This is a genomic window from Ochrobactrum sp. RH2CCR150, from assembly GCA_014138095.1.
GTDB lineage: Bacteria > Pseudomonadota > Alphaproteobacteria > Rhizobiales > Rhizobiaceae > Brucella > Brucella gambitense.
This window is the reverse complement of the sequence record JACGXE010000010.1, coordinates 25,336-43,435: the sequence shown is the minus strand read 5'-3', so window position 1 is coordinate 43,435 and position 18,100 is coordinate 25,336. Positions and strand designations below refer to the sequence as shown.

Here is an 18,100-nt window from a genome sequence, read left to right as displayed (position 1 = left end):
TTCGCTTTGTCAGCTCTGCGATCACGTTTGAATTGCTATTCTGCTTTGCAACGAATGTAAGGCGGGTATCGGGCCAACGGTAAATCCAGGTAAAGAATGGGGCAAGGCGATCGCGTATTTCGAGCGCTTTCTCGCCCATATGAATTATCGCGCGAGACGGCAGGAAATCATTGTGCGGGCTGATCCCAGAGACGAGTTGAAACCTGAACCATGGCAACGGGTTCTCCTGCTACAAGGACCTGTCGGCCCATTCTTTTATCGACTTCGGAAAAGACTGAAACAGCTGAGCTTTCACTGCTTTCAGGTTCTGTTCAACCCGGGAGACCGGCTGTTCGCAGGGCTTGCCAACGGCACTTTGATCTATCGCGGCAACATGGATGGTCTTCAAGATTGGCTTTGTGTGCAGATCAAGAAAAAGGCAATCACGCATATGGTTCTCTTCGGATCAGAACGCCCGGTTCATGTCGTTGCACGCCGGGTGGCTGATGAGCTGGGACTGGCTGTGATTTCACTTGAAGAGGGATATATACGCCCTGGCGCGATCACGCTGGAGTTTGGAGCAAACAACGCAATGTCTCCAATTGCCAGGCAGTTACCACCACGCAACATTCAGATCGAGACTGAAGAATCCTATAGGGCTGATCGACGGAATTTCCCAGCAATGTGTGCCTATGGGGGCCTCTATTACGGGGCCATTGCAGTTTTTGCGAGAGGCAGACAGCGACAACTTCTGCACCGCAATATCGATGGCTTTCGGGAAACTGTATGTTGGATCAGAAATCTACACCGATGGTTTTGGAGACAGTCCAAGAATAGGGCCATCATCGAGCATCTTCTGGAACATCATGTTGGTCAGTATTTTGTTGTGGCGCTACAGGTCGCGCAGGATACCCAGCTGAAGCAATCTGCCATAGGCTGGAACAACACGCGTTTGATAACCGAAGTGCTCGATAGCTTTGCGGTATCTGCCCCAGAAACTCTTCGTTTGGTTTTCAAGATACATCCGCTTGAACGCGGACGCGACAATGATCGTTGTCTCATAGATGAAACAGCCACCAAACTTGGCATCCGCAATCGCGTCGACCTCGTGGATGTGGGGTCAATTGGCCATCTGACGCGCCATTCGGCTGGCATGATCACCATCAACAGCACATCTGGCTTCTCCGCCATTCATCACGGAGTTCGACTTCTGGTTATTGGAGACGCGGTTTATGCCAATAGTGACCTTGCTACTTGTGCGTTCGGAAAACCGGATTTTGATGCATTTTGGAAGAGTGGAACAGTTGCTCATGCGCGCCTGCGAAAGCGTTACATCGCTTGGATAAGGAAACACTGCTTGCGACCCGGAGATTTTTTTACTGCGAACGGAATGGAAGCAAGTTGTAAGGCCGTCATTGATGCGATCCGTTCTCCGGCTGTTCGACGCGACGTTCTGAAGGACGCAGCTTAATGAAAAAGTTCGCACACCTTCTCGTAACAGCTATCACCATTCCCGGTCTTGTGGGCTGCACAGCAGTTCCCGGCAGCGGCCCCCTGACCGCAGCGGTTGGTACCAAAACAACCACAAAAGCCGAAAGTAAAAGCTATGTCGTCGTGCCACTCAATGCCGCTGCACTGTCCGTCCTAAGGAATTACTCATTCGGCGGCATTCCCGCGAGTTTCAAGGGTAAACTTGGCAACAGGCAAGCGATGACGATCGGTGCAGGTGACGGGCTTGCGGTGAATATCTGGGAGGCAGCTCCTGACGGTTTGTTTTCGACGGCAGAGAAAAAGAGCGCTACGCTGCAGCTGATTGTCGATGAGCGGGGTATGGTGTTCATCCCCTATATCGGGCAGGTGCGCGCTGCGGAGCAGAGCGCCGAAGCGTTACGTCGCACGATTGAAGTGGGACTGAAAGGCAAGGCGGTAGAGCCGCAGATTCAAGTCCTCGTGACCGAAAATCGAAGTAAAGTACTGATTGTCACGGGGGACGTGGCAAGTTCCGGGCCCTTTCCGGTACCGTTGCGCGGTCTAAAGCTATTGGATGCCGTTGCGCTTGCGGGCGGAACCAAAAAAGCGATTTTCGAAAGCATTGCGACGGTGACAAGGGGCGCAGCCAACGCGACCGTGCGGCTTGAAGATGCTGTCAACTATCCAGATGATAACATCTGGCTAGCTTCCGGCGACAATATAACCGTGACACACCAGCCACGCACTTTCTCAGCCTTTGGCGCGGTCAAGAATAGTCAGCTCGTTGCTTTCCCGGCCGAAAAGCTCGTTTTATCTGAAGCCTTGGCACAAGTGGGTGGTCTGAGTGACCGATCTGCCGATGCTGGTGGTGTCTTTATCTTCAGGTTCGAACCTTACGGACTTGTGCAACAAATGTCCGGTAGTCGGGCAGACCGATTGCCAATAGACGATACTCGACGTGTACCAGTTATATACAGGCTTAACTTCAACAAGCCTGAATCCTTCTTTCTTTCCCAGTCATTTCAGATGCGAGACAAGGACGTCATCTATGTCGCCAACCATCCCGCTGCCGAGTTGAGCAAGTTTCTGACGCTAATCGTTTCTCCGGTTCTCGGCGCTGCCCGAACGGCTGAGGTTCTTGGCGAATAAACGGTTTCAAGCAGGCCGACCAGACTAAGAGATAAATCAGCGCTTCCATTATCCGGTTTCGCACGGGAACGCTCCGACAAATGATGTGGGGGCATATGAAAGTACTAACGGTCTTCGGCACGCGGCCCGAAGCGATCAAGATGGCGCCTGTCGTGAGAGGTCTCTCCGATACTGAAGGATTCGAAGCGCGCTTGTGCGTAACGGCTCAGCACAGACAAATGCTGGACCAAGTGCTACAGCTTTTTGAGCTGACCCCGGATTATGATCTGGACATCATGAAACCCGGCCAAACACTCGGCGATATCACGAGCGCTATTCTTCTCGGTATGGACGCGGTGTTCGACGACTTTTCTCCTGATATCGTTCTGGTTCATGGCGATACTTCGACGACTTTCAGTGCCAGCCTTGCGGCCTATTTTCATCGGACGCCAATCGGGCATGTAGAGGCCGGTTTGCGTACTGGTAATCTCTACTCGCCGTGGCCGGAAGAAGCCAATCGCAAACTGACCGGCGCGCTAGCAGCGCTCCATTTTGCGCCGACTGAAAATGCGCGAACAAATCTGCTGCTGGAAGGCATTCCGGCACGAAACATCACCGTGGTGGGAAATACGGTGATCGATGCTCTGGTTCATACCGAGCAGCTTTTCACTCAGGACGCCCAGCTTGACAATACAATGCGTAAGCGCTTCAACTTTTTGCGCGCGAAGGCGCCGCTCGTGCTGATAACCGGGCATCGCCGTGAGAATTTAGGTTCTGGTTTTGAAAACATCTGCGAGGCGGTTTGCGATCTCGCCCGCCATTTCCCGGATGTTGATTTTGTCTATCCAGTGCATTTGAATCCCAGTGTCCGCGAACCTGTTGGGCGACTTCTGTGCGGAATTTCAAATATTTACCTGATCGAACCTCAGGACTACCTGCCTTTCGTCTGGTTAATGAAACGCTCCTACCTGATACTCACAGATTCTGGCGGTGTGCAGGAAGAAGCGCCGACATTCGGCAAGCCCGTTCTGGTGATGCGTGAAACCACCGAACGCCCCGAAGCTGTCGCAGCTGGCACTGCCAGATTGGTTGGAGCCGACCGAATCCGCATATTCGACGGCGTCCGAGAGCTGCTTCTTGATCCCGACGTCTACAATCAAATGGCAACAGCTCAGAACCCCTATGGCAATGGAACAGCCTCAATTGCCATCGTAAGAGCCCTACAAAATTTTTCGACTGGTCTTGGTCGCAAACATGCATCCGCACTGTATTCCTGACGGGACCACGTTCATGCAGCATTTTTTTGCCTACGAAACCTTATGCGTAATCGGCCTTGGTTACATCGGCCTCCCAACAGCCACGGTCTTCGCCCAACATGGCCTCAGCGTGCAGGGCGTCGATGTTAACGTGTCCGTTGTTGCGACCACTAACAGGGGTGAGGTGCATATCGTTGAACCTGGTCTTGAAGATTGCGTCAGGCAAGTGGTCTTGGGCGGTTATCTTCGTGCATCCACTATAGTTGGTCCCGCTGACGCCTTTTTGATTGCTGTGCCAACACCATTCGTCGGCTCGAACCACGAACCCGATTTGTCTTATATAGAGGCCGCGGCGCGCGCTATCGCACCTGTACTCACAACTGGAAACCTCGTGGTTCTGGAGTCAACCTCTCCCGTGGGTGCGACCCAAAAAATGGCGGAATGGCTTGCGGAGGCCCGTCCTGACTTAACCTTCCCGCAGGATGCGGGTGAGGCTTCTGATATCCGGATTGCCCATTGTCCTGAACGTGTACTACCCGGCAAGGTGCTGGATGAACTGGTACACAATGATCGCATTATCGGTGGGGTAACACCACGCTGCGCAGCGGCCGCAAGGGCGCTCTACAAGGTGTTTGTCACAGGCGAATGCATTGCCACAGATGTGCGCACAGCGGAAATGTGCAAGCTTGCGGAAAACGCATTTCGTGATGTGAACATCGCTTATGCGAACGAGCTTTCGCTAATCTGCGACCGAAGCGGTATCGATGTCTGGGAATTGATCCGTCTGGCGAACCGTCATCCCCGGGTCAATATTCTTCAGCCTGGCGCTGGAGTCGGCGGTCATTGCATTGCCGTCGATCCCTGGTTCATCGTGGCCGGAGCGCCGGATCTGGCGCATCTCGTGCGCGCGGCGCGCAATGTGAACAATTCAAAGCCTGATTGGACTTTGCAAAAACTTCGGGCAGCGGCTGCAAACTTTGAGCATCATAATGGAAGAAAGCCTGTGATTGCTGTCTGCGGACTTTCGTTCAAACCAGATATTGATGACCTGCGCGAAAGCCCCGCGCTGGAAATAGCTATTGCGCTCTATAAAGAATTTGGAGAGCAGCTGATAGTTGTTGAACCGAATATCGAAAAGCTCCCACCACGCCTGCCTAAAGCCCGACTGGTGGATATTCCCGTCGCAGTGGAAGAGGCTGATATATTGCTGGTTCTGGTCGCGCACCGATCATTCCAATTCCTTGCAGAACAATCCTTACGTGATGACCAGCAGATCATTGATGTGGTGGGGCTGCTCGCGAACCAGCGAACCGCTAAACCTCGCAAGGCGCGCCAGAATGCGGTTGAGGGTTGAGACACAAACATGACCCTTCAATCGCCAGACATATCTGAACAGACGAACAATGCCGGACTTGCGGAAGCCGCACTGTTGCCGGACCTACATGACCGCATCATGGAAGCCTATCTTGGCCAGCTTGGACAAGAGTTTGCCCAGTCCACACGTGAGCGCATTCATTGGATATGCGAACGCACCAAGGGGATACGCATCCTCGATGTTGGTTGCAGTCAGGGCATAACGTCGATCCTGCTTGGGCGAGAACGACGCTCCGTCATTGCGCTCGACATTTCCAAGCGATCAATTGATGAGGCACGTCAATTCATCGCGCGTGAACCCGCCCATGTACGACAAAGCGTCAGGTTCATTCATGGCGATTTCATAGGCACAGATTTCGGAGCCGAAACATTCGACACTGTCATCATGAGCGAAGTGCTGGAGCATTTGACGAAGCCGGATGAATTCGTCAGCGCTGCCGCCCGACTGCTCAATGAAAATGGAACGGTTATCGTTACCGTGCCCTTTGGTGTCAACGACTGGCCAGACCACAAACACACATTCTATCTGCTTGGACCCTGGCGATTGCTGTCTAAGCATTTTGACATCGAGGAGGTAAAATTCTTCGGCAAATGGATTGGCTTTGTCGGTCGGAGGCGCGGCGAGTCCCGCGAGCTCGATGGCGTACCGTCCGAGGCGTTGCTACTGGAAGTGGAGCGGGCCTTTCAAAGCGTTGAACGCGATTTGATTTCCAAATCAGGCGCATTGACGGACAAGGTTGATAAGCTGAAGGCTCGGCTTCAATCCATCGACGAGCAGAACGCCACACTGATAGACACCTTATCGCAGGCAGAAATAATCCAGTTGCTCGCGGAAGAGCGGGTTGTTGCGCTTAATGCCGAAATTGATGTTTACCGAGGCAAGGGTGCCGAGATCGCTGACAGTGTTGATCTGCTGGAAGGCAGCTTGCAGAGGGCAAAGCTGGAAAAGGCCGCGTCTGCTCAGGACTTCGCCCGTCTGTCAGCAGAGCACACCGCCCTCGAAACTCTGACCGAACGGTTCAAGCACGAGTCGGAACAGCTCGCTGAAACACTTGAGAGTGAACGACATGAGCGGCTTGTTGCTGAGAAGAAAATCATTCTGGCGGAAGCCCGTCTTGATGCCGTTGACATACTGCTCAAAGAAGCTGGTGAACGGCTTGCCACGCAGACGAACGAGACGACTATCGCAGCAGGACGATTAAAGCAGCTTCGTGCCGAACGAGACGATCAGGATCAGGAGATCGTGCGTCTTTCCGGTGAATTGCAGGATGCGCTCGCTGAAGTCAGTCGCGGTAAGACCGAACTAGAGCTGTTCGCAAAACTACAGGAAAGCGAGCGGTTCCAGCGTCGGGTGTTGGAAAGTCAAATCGGTGAGTTGCAGTTTGAACTTACCAACAAGGATGAGAAGATCGGATTGTTGACCTCCAGTCTGCAAGAAGCCGAGCACACTCTAGCGCGATTGCGTACGGATGCCGTGCAGCGAAAACTCGCCCACGATCAGACCCAAAAAGAACTGCAAGCTGAAAAGGAGCTGCACCAGGCGACATTCGGCAGGCTTGAAGCAGCGGAATTGGACGGCCGCAGTACCGGCATCCGCAACGAAGAATTGCAACGGCAGGTTCAACGCTCCAGTGCCCAAATCATGCTGCTGCAAACCAAGGTCGAAGCCGCCGAAAGAGGGCGCGTTCTGGCTGAAACGAAAGTTTTGCGAACCCGCAATATGATCTCGTTCCAGCTTGGTTATGCGCTCATTCAGGCAAGCAAATCCTGGCAAGGTCTAGCGCTCTTGCCGCAGCGTCTTCGAGATATATCGAAAGATGCCAAGCTACGGACCAAAGGCGATTTCAAACCTGCACGCTTGGTCCCTGCGAAACTGAAATTGCCTTCAATCACCTTTGAAAAGGCGGGTTACAGCGCACAGCAACTCAAGGCGCTCAAGATAGCCTGCATTATGGATGACTTCACCTATGCTTCCTATGAGAGCGAAGCCGTTCTCATGCAGCTTACTCCAGATGACTGGCGGGATCAGCTTGAGGCTTTTGCTCCGGAATTGCTGTTTGTTGAATCCGCTTGGCGCGGGAAAGATGAGCTTTGGGGCAATCAGATTGGACATCGCAGCAACCATCTGGTCGAGCTGGTCGAGTGGTGCAAGCACCGAAGAATACCGACGGTGTTTTGGAATAAGGAAGATCCCGTCCATTACGAGACATTCCTGAACACAGCCGTTCTGTTCGATCATGTTTTCACGACTGATATCGACTGTATCGGTCGATATAAAGCAGCACTGGGACACGACAATGTCTGGCTTTTGCCTTTTGCCTGCCCGACCAGTCGCTTCAATCCGATTGAAACTTATGCGCGTGAGCAAGCGTTCTCATTTGCCGGGGCTTATTATGCGCGATATCCGGAACGCAATGGCGATCTTGCGAGTATCATCTCGGCGCTTGCAGAAAACCACAAGGTTGCGATCTATGATCGCAATTATGGACAGGACGATCCACGGTATCAGTTCCCGCCGGAGTTTCAGCCTTTCATCGTGGGGAACCTTTCTTATGAGCAGATTGAAAAGGCCTATAAGGCTTACACGCACGCCATCAACATGAACTCAATCAAGCAATCCCAAAGTATGTTTGCGCGCCGGGTTTACGAACTGCTTGGCAGCAACACGATCACCATCAGTAATTTTTCGCGTGGGGTGCGCAAACTCTTCGGTGACCTGGTTATCTGTAGCGATAATGGCGATGAAATCCTCCGAAGTCTCGACGGAATTTCCGATGACACGTCGGCACGGAAGTTCCGGCTGGCTGGTCTGCGCAAGGTCATGAGCGAACATACAATGCAAGACCGCCTTGCTTACGTAGCTTCGAAGGTGCTGCGAACCCAGCCGGCCCAATTGCTGCCGGATATTCTGGTGGTCTCCTATGCCGATGACCTCGCTATATTTGATCGGATACTCACGAACTTCCATCGCCAAACCTACCAGAAAAAGCGTCTTTTGGTCGTGACAAACGGCTTTGTAGTTGAACCGCAAGACAATATTTTGGTACACGCTATCGACGGCGCACATCTGCATGAAGCGCGCTTCTCATCGCTGACCGGTAGCGCCCGTTATGTCGCTGGCATGGTCGAAACAGATTACTATGGCCGCCACTACCTCACCGATCTTGCTTTGGCTACGCGTTACTTCAATGGGGAGGCCATCGGCAAACATGATCACTATTATGTGTCAGAGTCAGCCGATGGTATCGAATTGAGCGATACCGGCCACCGCTATCGTCCCGGCAAAACAGTGATGGCAAAATCTGCGATCATTGCGGCGTCGGTGATCGAAGATGATGCCGTTAATGACTGGATTGCAGACCTTCATCGAAAGGTTGTTACTGTCGACCGAGCGCTGTTTATCGACGAGTTTAACTATTGCGAGAACGGAACGGCCGCTACCGCAGCGGCTCTGGAACAAGTTGATGATGCGCATTTCGATGCGGGTCTCAGCATGTCCTCGATTATTGCCAGAGCCGAGGCGATAGCGGCTGACTCCATGCCAACGGGGGCAGACTCGGCGATTTCTGCGCCAGACCTTGCCAGTCACTTTAAAACGACGCGCAGCGAGTATCTCACGCTTGCGGTTCAGGACCAACGCTGGCGGATGTCTTCAATCTTGCCCGACGGCAAGCACGAGTATGTGTATGCCTCCAGGGAACTAGAGCCAGCAGCACTCGGCTTCTCGGACACAGCGAAACTACATCTGGAAACGACGCCCGGATTGAATGTTCAATGCGTTCTGGTTTACCTCGACGCGAAAAGGCAGAAGCTCAGCCACGAAATATTCCACGCGAACCAGAATGCCACTTGCACCTTACCGGACAACACGTCTCTGGTTCGTATCGGTTTACGGTTGTACGGTCCGGGCACTGCCGAGGTCAAAAGACTATTCAAAGGCCACAAGGCTACAGTGCCAGGAGCGCTCCTGGGAAAAGCTCGCCATCTCGTTCTGACCAATCATTATCCGCGCTATGACGACTTGTATCGAAACGGCTTCGTACACAGCCGGGTGAAGCATTACATCAAGCGCAACGTGCCGGTGGATGTCTTCCGCTTTCAGGCGAATGCCACGCTCAGCTACCATGAATTCGAAGACGTCGACGTAACGACAGGTGGCACCGAGGCGCTGGACAAGCTGATCGGCGACAGTCGGTTCGAGAGTATTGCCGTGCATTTCCTTGATCCCGTCATGTGGCAAGTATTGGAGCGCCACATCGACAAAGTGAGAGTCAATGTCTGGATCCATGGTGCGGAGATTCAGCCTTGGCATCGGCGCGAATTCAATTTTCGCAACGATTTGGAACGACAGGCCGAGAAGGCGAAAAGCCAGCAAAGGCTTGAGTTCTGGCAGAAGCTTTTAGCCAAACAGCATGACAATCTTCACATCATCTTCGTATCGAAGAATTTCTCTGAAGAGGTGATGGAGGATCTGGGATTCCGGCTCGCTGAGTGGCGTTACTCCATCATCCATAACCCCATCGATACCGATCTTTTTGCCTATCAGAAGAAAGACGTCGGTCTTCGTCAGCGCATCCTGTCGATCCGAACCTACGCATCCAAGAAATACGCCAATGATTTGTCTGTAGCCGCGATACTGGCTCTGAAAGACGAGCCATTTTTGCCGGCCTTGGAGTTTCGCCTGATCGGCGATGGGCAGCTCTTCGATGAAGAAACACTACCATTGCAGGGGTTCAAAAATGTATTTCTGGAAAAGCGTTTTGTCTCCCATTCTGAAATCGTCGCTCTTCAGGAAAATTATGGGGTCTTTCTAACGCCGACGCGATGGGATTCTCAAGGTGTTTCCCGTGATGAGGCGATGTCCTCTGGCCTTGTGCCCGTCACCACTGGAATATCGGCTATACCCGAATTTCTGGATGAAAGCTGCGGCTATCTGACTAAGCCAGAGGATGCCACAGGCTTGGCGGCTGCCATAGCCGATCTCTACAAACATCCGCAGAAATTTCTCGATATGTCCAGGGCCGCCGCGAAGCGGGTGCGCAGTCAAAGCAGCGCCAACGAGATTATCCGCCAGGAGTTGGCGCTGATCTGCGGCTTCCACGTGGAGGCTTCGTCTTGAGTTCGCCACGTTCCATCTTTTCTCGTCTCAAGATTGCCTTGATCGCAGATGAACCGACACGAATATGCTTGTCGCATGAATGCCGCGTGATGAACGTCACGTACTGGAATAGTCTTTATGTGTTCGATCACTGGAAGCCAGATATTCTGTTGGTCGAGTCGGCATGGGAAGGATTCTGGGGCGGCTGGCGATACGGCATTGCGTCTTATCCTGATCATCCGGAGCGCAACAACGCAGTTCTGGATTGCCTTGTGGGTCGCGCGCGGGATGAAAGCATCCCGACAGTATTCTGGAACCGCGAGGACGGTGTCCATTTTGACCGCTTCATCGCTTCGGCAAGCTTGTTTGAGCATATTTTTACAGTCGATGAAAACATGATACCGCTCTACCATGCAGCGCTTAAAGATACACCTTCACTCGACGTACTAATGTTCGCGGCTCAACCGGCAATACACTATCCAGCGCTGACCGAACCAGATCGACGGCTAGCTTTCCTCGGAAGTTACAGCCGACATCTTCATATTCACCGCCGCCAGTGGCAGGATATGGCATTTGAGGCCGCTAACGACATTGGCTTGACTGTTTATAACCGCAATTCCAGACGCCGGTCGGAACAATACCGCTTTCCAAGTCGGCATTGGATCAACGTCAAAAAGGCGATAGCACACACGCGCACAGCCGATGTTTATCGCCGTCATATTGCCAGCCTGAATGTCAATACGGTCGATAATTCGCGTACTGCCTTCTCCCGGCGGCTGGTGGAAATCATCGCAAGTGGCGGCTTCGCCGTTACCAATACAACACCGGCGGTCACTCGGCACTTTCGGGATTACTGCGAGACAATCGATTGCGAAGAAGATGCTAGGCTGTTGTTCGACAGGCTTTCCAAGGACGGCTGGTCTCACCGAGATCGCGAACGCAAGCGTGCGGGCACGGATCACGTGCTTCGACACCACACATGGCGACACCGGCTCGGACAGATCATGGATAGAGTAACCTGAAATGGGCGCCTCACATAGAAAAATGGGGTTCCTTTCCGCTCAGGCTACGCGATTGCCCAATCTGCGTGCGTTTTTAGGAGCCGAGCCACACTATGTCCCGCTCAGTGGATTGCGTGATATCGATATAATGGCAGGGTGGGGACGTGGAATACATGCCCGTTTGGCAAAGCGATTGGCCATCAATCGAGCTTTGCCCTTTCTGACACTGGAAGACGGCTTCTTGCGCTCGGTCGAACGCAACGACCCACCTCTGTCGCTCCTTCAGGACGATATAGGCATTTATTATGACGCAACACAACCGAGCCGTCTTGAGCGATTGATTTCCAGACCGCTGTCGGCCACTGAACTGCATCGCGCAAAGGAATTGATCGGACTTTGGCGGCGCGGCCGCATTTCCAAATATAACTGCGCTCGTGAATATGATGGCAATCTTCCTGACCGTTATGTCCTTGTGGTCGATCAGTCTTTTCGTGATCGGTCCGTCAGCTATGGATTTGCTGACGATCGCACTTTCCATCAGATGCTCTATAACGCCTTAATAGAAAACCCTGATTGCTTTGTTCTGGTCAAAACGCATCCTGATGTTCTTTTCCGTGGACGTAGAGGCTATTTTACTGCGCCAAATGTATTGAATGATCCACGCATCCAGCTGATCAGTGAAAACTGTCATCCAGTTAAGTTGATCGAGAACTGTCAACGTGTGTATACGGTCACTTCCCAGATTGGCTTTGAAGCACTTATCTGGGATAAGGAAGTCTGCTGTTTCGGTATGCCGTTCTACGCAGGTTGGGGGCTGACGCAAGACGAGCTGTCTAGACCACTCAGGCGACAAAATGCGAGTATAGAGCAGCTTGTCCATGCGGCTCTGATAGAATACTGCAATTATGTCGATCCCGAGACTGGTCAAAGCTGCGAGGTAGAACGTGTTGCGGAGTATCTCGCGTTTCAGCGCACCATGAGGGAACGGCTGCCTAAGGAGCTTCATGCCGTTAGGTTCAGCAAATGGAAACAGCCGATCCTTCGCCGCTTCGCGGCGGGTTCAGAAGTGCATTTTCACAAGACAGGCAAGTCTGTTCCGCCCCAATCACATGTTTTTGCCTGGGGGAAACAAGATATCCAAGACATTCAAACGCCGTTGTCAATTCGTCGTATCGAAGACGGCTTTCTACGGTCTGTGGGGTTGGGGGCAGAGCTGACGCCGCCGCTCTCGTGGATAGTTGATGATGCCGGCATCTATTATGATGCTACGCTGCACTCCGGTCTTTCCCACATCCTTGAGGGCCTACAGGAAGATAAAACTCTTCTCAGAAGAGCGGCCGAACTACGCAAGACTATCGTTGCGGCGGGTCTTTCCAAGTATAATGTCGCGCAAACAGCATGGTGTCGGCCTGTGGGTGCCGACCCTGTCATTCTAGTGCCTGGCCAAGTTGAAGACGATGCATCGCTGCATTGGGGCGCACCGGGCACATCGACAATTATCGAACTGCTGAAAGCAGTGCGCCGATCTAGGCCTGATGCTTATATTGTGTTCAAACCTCATCCAGATGTGACCGCTGGTTTGCGTCATGGCGGAGCGACGGCGGAGCAATTGAAATCTTATTGTGACGAAATCATATGGGATTCCAGATTACCACAAATACTCGACACCGTTGATGAAGTTCACACGATGACGTCGCTCACCGGGTTTGAAGCGCTGCTCAGAGAAATTCCTGTTACTTGCTATGGGTTGCCCTTCTACTCCGGTTGGGGGCTTACGAAAGACGTCATCCCTTTTGTTAGGAAAAGGCAGCTAAGCCTTGATGAACTCGTCGCCGGAACCCTGATCCTTTATCCAGTTTATGTAAGCCGCGTGACGGGACACTATACGACGCCGGAGCGCGTCGTGCAGGAACTGATTGCCTGGCGCGATCAGCCGCGATTGCATATCCCGCTTTGGCGTCGCGCCTATAAGCTTGCAGTGCAAACAGCAAGAGCAACAAAAGCCAGATACATATCTCTCAGCTCGGTAACGGGTTTGCCACCGAGACGTCACACGGTGGAACCGCAGATTGAACGACGCCAGTAAAACAGTTGTCTCCCTCAAGGTGCCGCAGCCTACCAAAGATGACGGAGCCCCAAGAATAAGGCAAACACGGCCCCAGAAACGAAGGCGACACGTGCTAGCGTTTTCGTTCGCGTTTGTCGTCATCGTACCCACCATCCTTGGCGCTGTGTACTTCATGTGCATCGCTTCTGATCGTTATGTCGCAAGCGCTGGATTTGCCGTGCGGAGCATGGATGCGGGGAGCGGTGGCGACTTCTTCGGAGCTTTCACCGGCATTGCGAATGCTGGTAGCACAACTTCGGATTCCTATATTTTGCTGAAGTACATGAAAAGCCGAGGGATGGTCGAAAAGCTTGAAGAAGACTTCCCGCTGCGCCGTGCCTATGCCTCGGAAGGTCCTGATATCATCTCCCATTTGTCCACCGGAAGCGACATTGAACATGTTGTTGATTATTGGAGTGGAATGATCCAGACATCCTACGATAACATCTCGGGTGTGATCACCTTTAGGGTCAATGCATTTTCGCCGCGCGACGCGGAAAGGATTGCCGATCTCGTTCTACACTACTGTACAGAGCTGGTGAATGAATTATCGGAGCGGGCAAGAACCGATGCTGTTTCGTTTGCGAAAGGAGAGGTTGCGCACGCAGAGGATAGACTTCGGAACGCTTTGGAGAAACTGCGGTTTTTCCGTGACGACGAGAAGTCAATTGATCCGACCAAAAGTGCGCAAGTTCAAATTGAAATTGTCGGCGGACTTGAGAAACAACTCGCCGAACTGCGAGCCAGAATATCCGCGCTTATCGGTACTGTCGACGAAGATTCTCCGTCACTGAAAATACTAAGGCGTCAGGTGGATGCGCTGGAACAGGAAATCGCCGCCACAAAGCTGGAGGCGACGAAAGGAGAGAGCAGAAAGAACTTACCGAACACTGCCTTATCCGAATTGCTTTCCACCTATGAGACCCTGGATGTCGAGCGCAACTTTTCGCAACAGGCTTACGCATCAGCACTGTCTTCTCTTGAAAAAGCGCGGGTTGAAGCTGGACGACAGCAACGCTACCTGGCAATTTATGAATCGCCGTCACTGCCGGAATATCCGCTTTATCCCAAACGCATTCTCAACATTCTGGAGTTTGGTGCAATCCTCATCGCTCTTTGGGGGCTTGCCGTCCTTATGATCTATTCAGTGAGGGATCATTTGTCATGATGGCTTTGCTAGGATTACAGATACACGTGTTGGAGGCACTTGTTTTGCGCGAAACACGCGCTGCTTTTGGTGCCTCGCACATCGGTTATCTTTGGGCCGTGATTGTTCCAGCCACCAGCATTGCGGTGCTAGTAGCTGTGTTCACCTTGGCCGGAAGAAATCCTCCTTATGGATCGAGTTTCGCGCTCTTTTTTGCAACGGGCGTCCTCACCTTGCAGTTCTTCAGCAAGCTGTCGTCGTCATTGATGGCGGCATTCGAAGCGAACAAAGCCCTCTTGACCTATCCACCGATAAAGGAGCTGGATGTTCTGGTCGCGCGCGCTTTGCTGATTAGCGCAACTTATGCCGTTGTGTTTCTGTTGGTGTTTTGCGGTATCATCTTTTGGGACACAAGTGGAATGCCTGCTCATCTTGGTAGGACCATTGAAGCTTTTGCAGTCACAGCTCTATTGGGAACAGCCTTTGGCGTTTTAAACGCGGTCATTCTGTCCATTTGGGATTCCTGGCGACATCTTGAGAAAATACTGACCAGCCCGCTCTTTTTCCTATCCGGAATTTTTTATGTACCGAGCCTGCTGCCGCCCGACCTGATGACATACCTATCCTGGAATCCGATTCTGCATGTGGTGGAGTGGATGCGCGATGGCTTCTATCCAGATTATGATAGTACAATCCTTGATCGTGCCTATCTGATGAGATCAATACTCGTTCTACTGTTGGTTGGCTTTTCCGGAGAGCGCCTTTTCAGGAAAAGGAGGACCGCTTGATCGATCTGATTGGTGTATCCAAATCGTATAAGGTCAACGGGATAAGGAAAGTCATTTTCGACGGTCTCAGTTTTTCCTTTCCGAATGACAGGAACGTCGCCATTCTTGGCCCCAACGGGGCAGGCAAATCCACGCTGATCCGCTTGATCGCCGGTACAGAGCTGCCCGACAGAGGCCGGATCGTGCGGCGCGGCCGCGTGTCGTGGCCGCTGGGCTTTTCAAGCGGTTTCAATGGTGGAATGACGGGTCTGGAGAACATCCGTTTTGTTGCGCGGATATATAGGCAGGACACGGAGCAGATGATCGACTATGTCAGTGATTTTTCTGAGCTAGGTACTGCACTCCATCTCCCGGTCAAAACCTATTCCAGCGGGATGAAAGCGCGTCTGGCCATCGGCATGAGTCTGGCGATTGATTTCGACTGTTATCTAATCGATGAAATTATTGCTGTGGGCGATGAGCGGTTCAAGGCTAAATCCAAGGCTGCAATAGATGCGAAAATCTCGCATGCTCGGGTCATTATGGTTTCGCATTCGATATCGCAGATCATGCAATATTGCGATTGCGGAATTATGATCCGTGATGGTCAAATTGATTACTACGACGATATCTTAACGCTTCGAACCAGATTTGCAGATGCGTAATCCGGAAAATCGGACCTTTCCGGCCCGACCTTCTGTTTCCAACGAGCAACAGACTACTGTGAGTCGCTGTAGCTTAGCCCGCCTTTTTCGTGATGAGTGTTAAAGCCCCGTTTTCCGACAGGCTGGCAGCAATGACATCCTGTTCGTTCATACCCTTCTGTTGAAGAGCTTCACGTGCCTGCGGGAATGTTTTCACAGATGTACGTAGTTTGGTGAGGTCGTCGGCGCTTCGTTTTTCGACAACGGCTTGAACTTCCTTCTGGCTTTCAGCCGGGAGTTCCTTGATATCAACCACCGATACCGTCTGAATGGTTGGTGCCGTTGGTTGCGGGGTCGCTGGCGCCGAATTAGCCGGAGGCTGTGGCGCCTGTTGCTGAGCCATTGCGGCTGGGGTCAGGGCGACGAGAGTTGCGAATGCAAACGATGCAATTCTTGGCATCATCTTTCCTTTCCAGTGATTTCGCTTAATGCGATTTGGGGCGACCGGGCCAGTGCACAGGCCCAATGTGACCGTACCGAGTTATTTTCTGGGCTATTCCGGGGTTAAACCTTGTTCTGGAAACGGCACTTGTGGGATCACGCAATTGAAAAGGCCCTGGTTTCACAATGTGTGGGTGAAGTTCCGTCGAACCGGATTTAATGTGTGTGTCATGACAAAAAATCGTTATAACAGTTCAATCAGTCTTTTGTCATGATGGAGCCCGTGTGCGCATGTGGAAACCCGTATTGGAACTGCGCAAAGGCGCAACCAAGCACCGACTTCTGACAGAAAAAATCGTCGATGACATCGAGAACGGTGTTCTGCTGCCAGCAACCCAAATGCCCACCCATCGCGAACTGGCCCACAGTCTTGGTCTTTCGGTGCAGACCGTCAGCATCAGCTATAAGGAGGCAGAACGACGCGGTTATCTGCGCGGCGAAGTCGGGCGCGGAACATATGTCTGCAAGCGCGTAACTGAACGTGCGGACCGCTTCATGCTCGACCGTGATCCGAGTGGAACCGCGGACATGTCAATTATTCGAGCCGTCTATACGGAAGCGCATGAGAGAGCATCGAAGCGCCTGTTTGAAGAGTTGAGTCAATCAGAAAACGCCAGTTTCATGCGGCCATGTCGCCCGATTGCAGGCTTGGATCGTCATCGTGCGGTTGCTCAGGAGTGGCTGCAGGGGCTTTCCGTTGACGTTGATCCGGGCCGCATTGTCATTACGAATGGAGCGGCGCACGGCTTGTTTCTTGCCGTTGCGACGATTGTTCAACCGGGCGAAGTTGTACTGACCGAGCGCTTGACCGATCATGGAATTATCGGGCTCGCCAACGTGCTGGGCTTTACGTTGCGCGGACTGCCAATTGATGAGCAGGGCGTCATACCAGACGCCTTTGAACTGGCATGCAAAGCCGGTGATGTGCGTGCGCTTGTTCTGATCCCCACATTGGGCAATCCCACAAGTCATCTCATGTCCGCGCAACGCCGCATAGCGATCGCGGAAATAGCGGCCAGATATGAAGTCTGTGTGATTGAAGACGAAGTTTACAAACCCATTCTGGAAGAACGGTTGCCTTCAATGCCGGAATTACTTCCCGATCTCGGTTTTTTTGTAACCAGTTTTACAAAGACCGTTATGACGGGACTTCGCACAGGCTATCTCGTCGTGCCGTCGCAATATTCCATTCGTGTGGCTTCGATCCTGCGTGTGACGAGCTGGAGCGGGGTCAATCTTCTGGGCGAAATGGCCAGCCGCTGGATCGAGGATGGCACGGTCAACGAATTGCTCGAAATTCAACGTGGCGAATTGCGAACGAGACAGGCGCAAGTAAGCGATATTCTGGGATCTCTGATAGCAGGGAGTAACCCATTGTCCCTGTGCGCCTGGCTCAAGATTCCGCGTCATTGGTCGGAAGACGGGCTGGTGAGGGCGCTGGCAAACAAGGGCGTGGCGGTAACGCCCTCCGATCCATTCATTGCTGGTGCTGATCGCGGCCATGGAGGCATCCGGATTTGCCTTGGTGGGCGGTTATCTCGGACGGCCTTGCGCAAGGCGCTCGAAACGATACGGGAAACCTCCGCCCAGCTTCCACCTGTTTACGATGTCGGCGCGATAGCCTGATC

General features: G+C 52.6%; 12 protein-coding genes. 11 read left to right on the top strand and 1 reads right to left on the bottom strand.

Annotated features, from left to right (window positions below):
* Positions 1-172: 172 nt before the first annotated feature.
* The 10 genes from FHW03_RS18545 (at position 173) to FHW03_RS18500 (ending at position 15,992) form a co-directional block, all read left to right on the top strand.
* The gene (locus FHW03_RS18545; RefSeq protein ID WP_182521953.1) at positions 173-1,450 is read left to right on the top strand and encodes a hypothetical protein; all 1,278 of its coding nucleotides are present in this window, start codon (positions 173-175) and stop codon (positions 1,448-1,450) included.
* Positions 1,450-2,598, top strand: a complete 1,149-nt coding sequence (locus FHW03_RS18540; protein ID WP_182521952.1) for a polysaccharide biosynthesis/export family protein — start codon at positions 1,450-1,452, stop codon at positions 2,596-2,598. Before FHW03_RS18545 ends, FHW03_RS18540 begins: the two co-directional genes overlap by 1 nt.
* 95 nt (positions 2,599-2,693) lie before the next feature.
* A complete protein-coding gene (wecB, locus tag FHW03_RS18535; protein ID WP_182521951.1) occupies positions 2,694-3,854 on the top strand; it encodes a non-hydrolyzing UDP-N-acetylglucosamine 2-epimerase in 1,161 nt (386 codons plus the stop codon).
* A 13-nt stretch (positions 3,855-3,867) separates the two neighbouring features.
* Positions 3,868-5,187: a UDP-N-acetyl-D-mannosamine dehydrogenase gene (wecC, locus tag FHW03_RS18530; protein ID WP_182521950.1), complete on the top strand. Its 1,320-nt coding sequence runs from the start codon at positions 3,868-3,870 to the stop codon at positions 5,185-5,187.
* A 9-nt stretch (positions 5,188-5,196) separates the two neighbouring features.
* On the top strand, positions 5,197-10,326 hold the full coding sequence (locus FHW03_RS18525; RefSeq protein ID WP_182521949.1) for a methyltransferase domain-containing protein: 5,130 nt from the start codon (positions 5,197-5,199) through the stop codon (positions 10,324-10,326).
* A gap of 89 nt (positions 10,327-10,415) precedes the next feature.
* A complete protein-coding gene (locus FHW03_RS18520; RefSeq protein WP_182522056.1) occupies positions 10,416-11,327 on the top strand; it encodes a glycosyltransferase in 912 nt (303 codons plus the stop codon).
* Positions 11,328-11,379: 52 nt separating this feature from the next.
* Entirely contained in the window at positions 11,380-13,392 is a 2,013-nt protein-coding gene (locus tag FHW03_RS18515; RefSeq protein ID WP_182521948.1) for a capsular polysaccharide biosynthesis protein, read from the top strand.
* A complete protein-coding gene (locus tag FHW03_RS18510) occupies positions 13,376-14,581 on the top strand; it encodes a lipopolysaccharide biosynthesis protein (protein WP_182521947.1) in 1,206 nt (401 codons plus the stop codon). The genes FHW03_RS18515 and FHW03_RS18510 overlap by 17 nt, the downstream gene beginning before the upstream one ends.
* Entirely contained in the window at positions 14,578-15,348 is a 771-nt protein-coding gene (locus tag FHW03_RS18505; RefSeq protein ID WP_182521946.1) for an ABC transporter permease, read from the top strand. The genes FHW03_RS18510 and FHW03_RS18505 overlap by 4 nt, the downstream gene beginning before the upstream one ends.
* On the top strand, positions 15,345-15,992 hold the full coding sequence (locus FHW03_RS18500) for an ABC transporter ATP-binding protein (RefSeq protein WP_182521945.1): 648 nt from the start codon (positions 15,345-15,347) through the stop codon (positions 15,990-15,992). The genes FHW03_RS18505 and FHW03_RS18500 overlap by 4 nt, the downstream gene beginning before the upstream one ends.
* A gap of 73 nt (positions 15,993-16,065) precedes the next feature.
* Here FHW03_RS18500 and FHW03_RS18495 read toward each other — a convergent pair whose 3' ends face one another.
* Entirely contained in the window at positions 16,066-16,434 is a 369-nt protein-coding gene (locus FHW03_RS18495) for a hypothetical protein (protein ID WP_280993673.1), read from the bottom strand.
* Positions 16,435-16,703: 269 nt separating this feature from the next.
* On the opposite strand from FHW03_RS18495, the gene FHW03_RS18490 reads away from it, so the two are divergent.
* On the top strand, positions 16,704-18,098 hold the full coding sequence (locus FHW03_RS18490; RefSeq protein ID WP_182521944.1) for a PLP-dependent aminotransferase family protein: 1,395 nt from the start codon (positions 16,704-16,706) through the stop codon (positions 18,096-18,098).
* Positions 18,099-18,100 lie beyond the last annotated feature (2 nt).

Excerpts from the sequence above, each read along its gene's own strand:
- FHW03_RS18540 (WP_182521952.1), top strand. The coding sequence starts at position 1,450 with ATGAAAAAGTTCGCACACCTTCTCGTAACAGCTATCACCATTCCCGGT.
- wecB (WP_182521951.1), top strand. The coding sequence starts at position 2,694 with ATGAAAGTACTAACGGTCTTCGGCACGCGGCCCGAAGCGATCAAGATG.
- wecC (WP_182521950.1), top strand. The coding sequence starts at position 3,868 with ATGCAGCATTTTTTTGCCTACGAAACCTTATGCGTAATCGGCCTTGGT.
- FHW03_RS18525 (WP_182521949.1), top strand. The coding sequence starts at position 5,197 with ATGACCCTTCAATCGCCAGACATATCTGAACAGACGAACAATGCCGGA.
- FHW03_RS18520 (WP_182522056.1), top strand. The coding sequence starts at position 10,416 with ATGAACGTCACGTACTGGAATAGTCTTTATGTGTTCGATCACTGGAAG.
- FHW03_RS18505 (WP_182521946.1), top strand. The coding sequence starts at position 14,578 with ATGATGGCTTTGCTAGGATTACAGATACACGTGTTGGAGGCACTTGTT.
- FHW03_RS18495 (WP_280993673.1), bottom strand. The coding sequence starts at position 16,434 with ATGATGCCAAGAATTGCATCGTTTGCATTCGCAACTCTCGTCGCCCTG.
- FHW03_RS18490 (WP_182521944.1), top strand. The coding sequence starts at position 16,704 with ATGTGGAAACCCGTATTGGAACTGCGCAAAGGCGCAACCAAGCACCGA.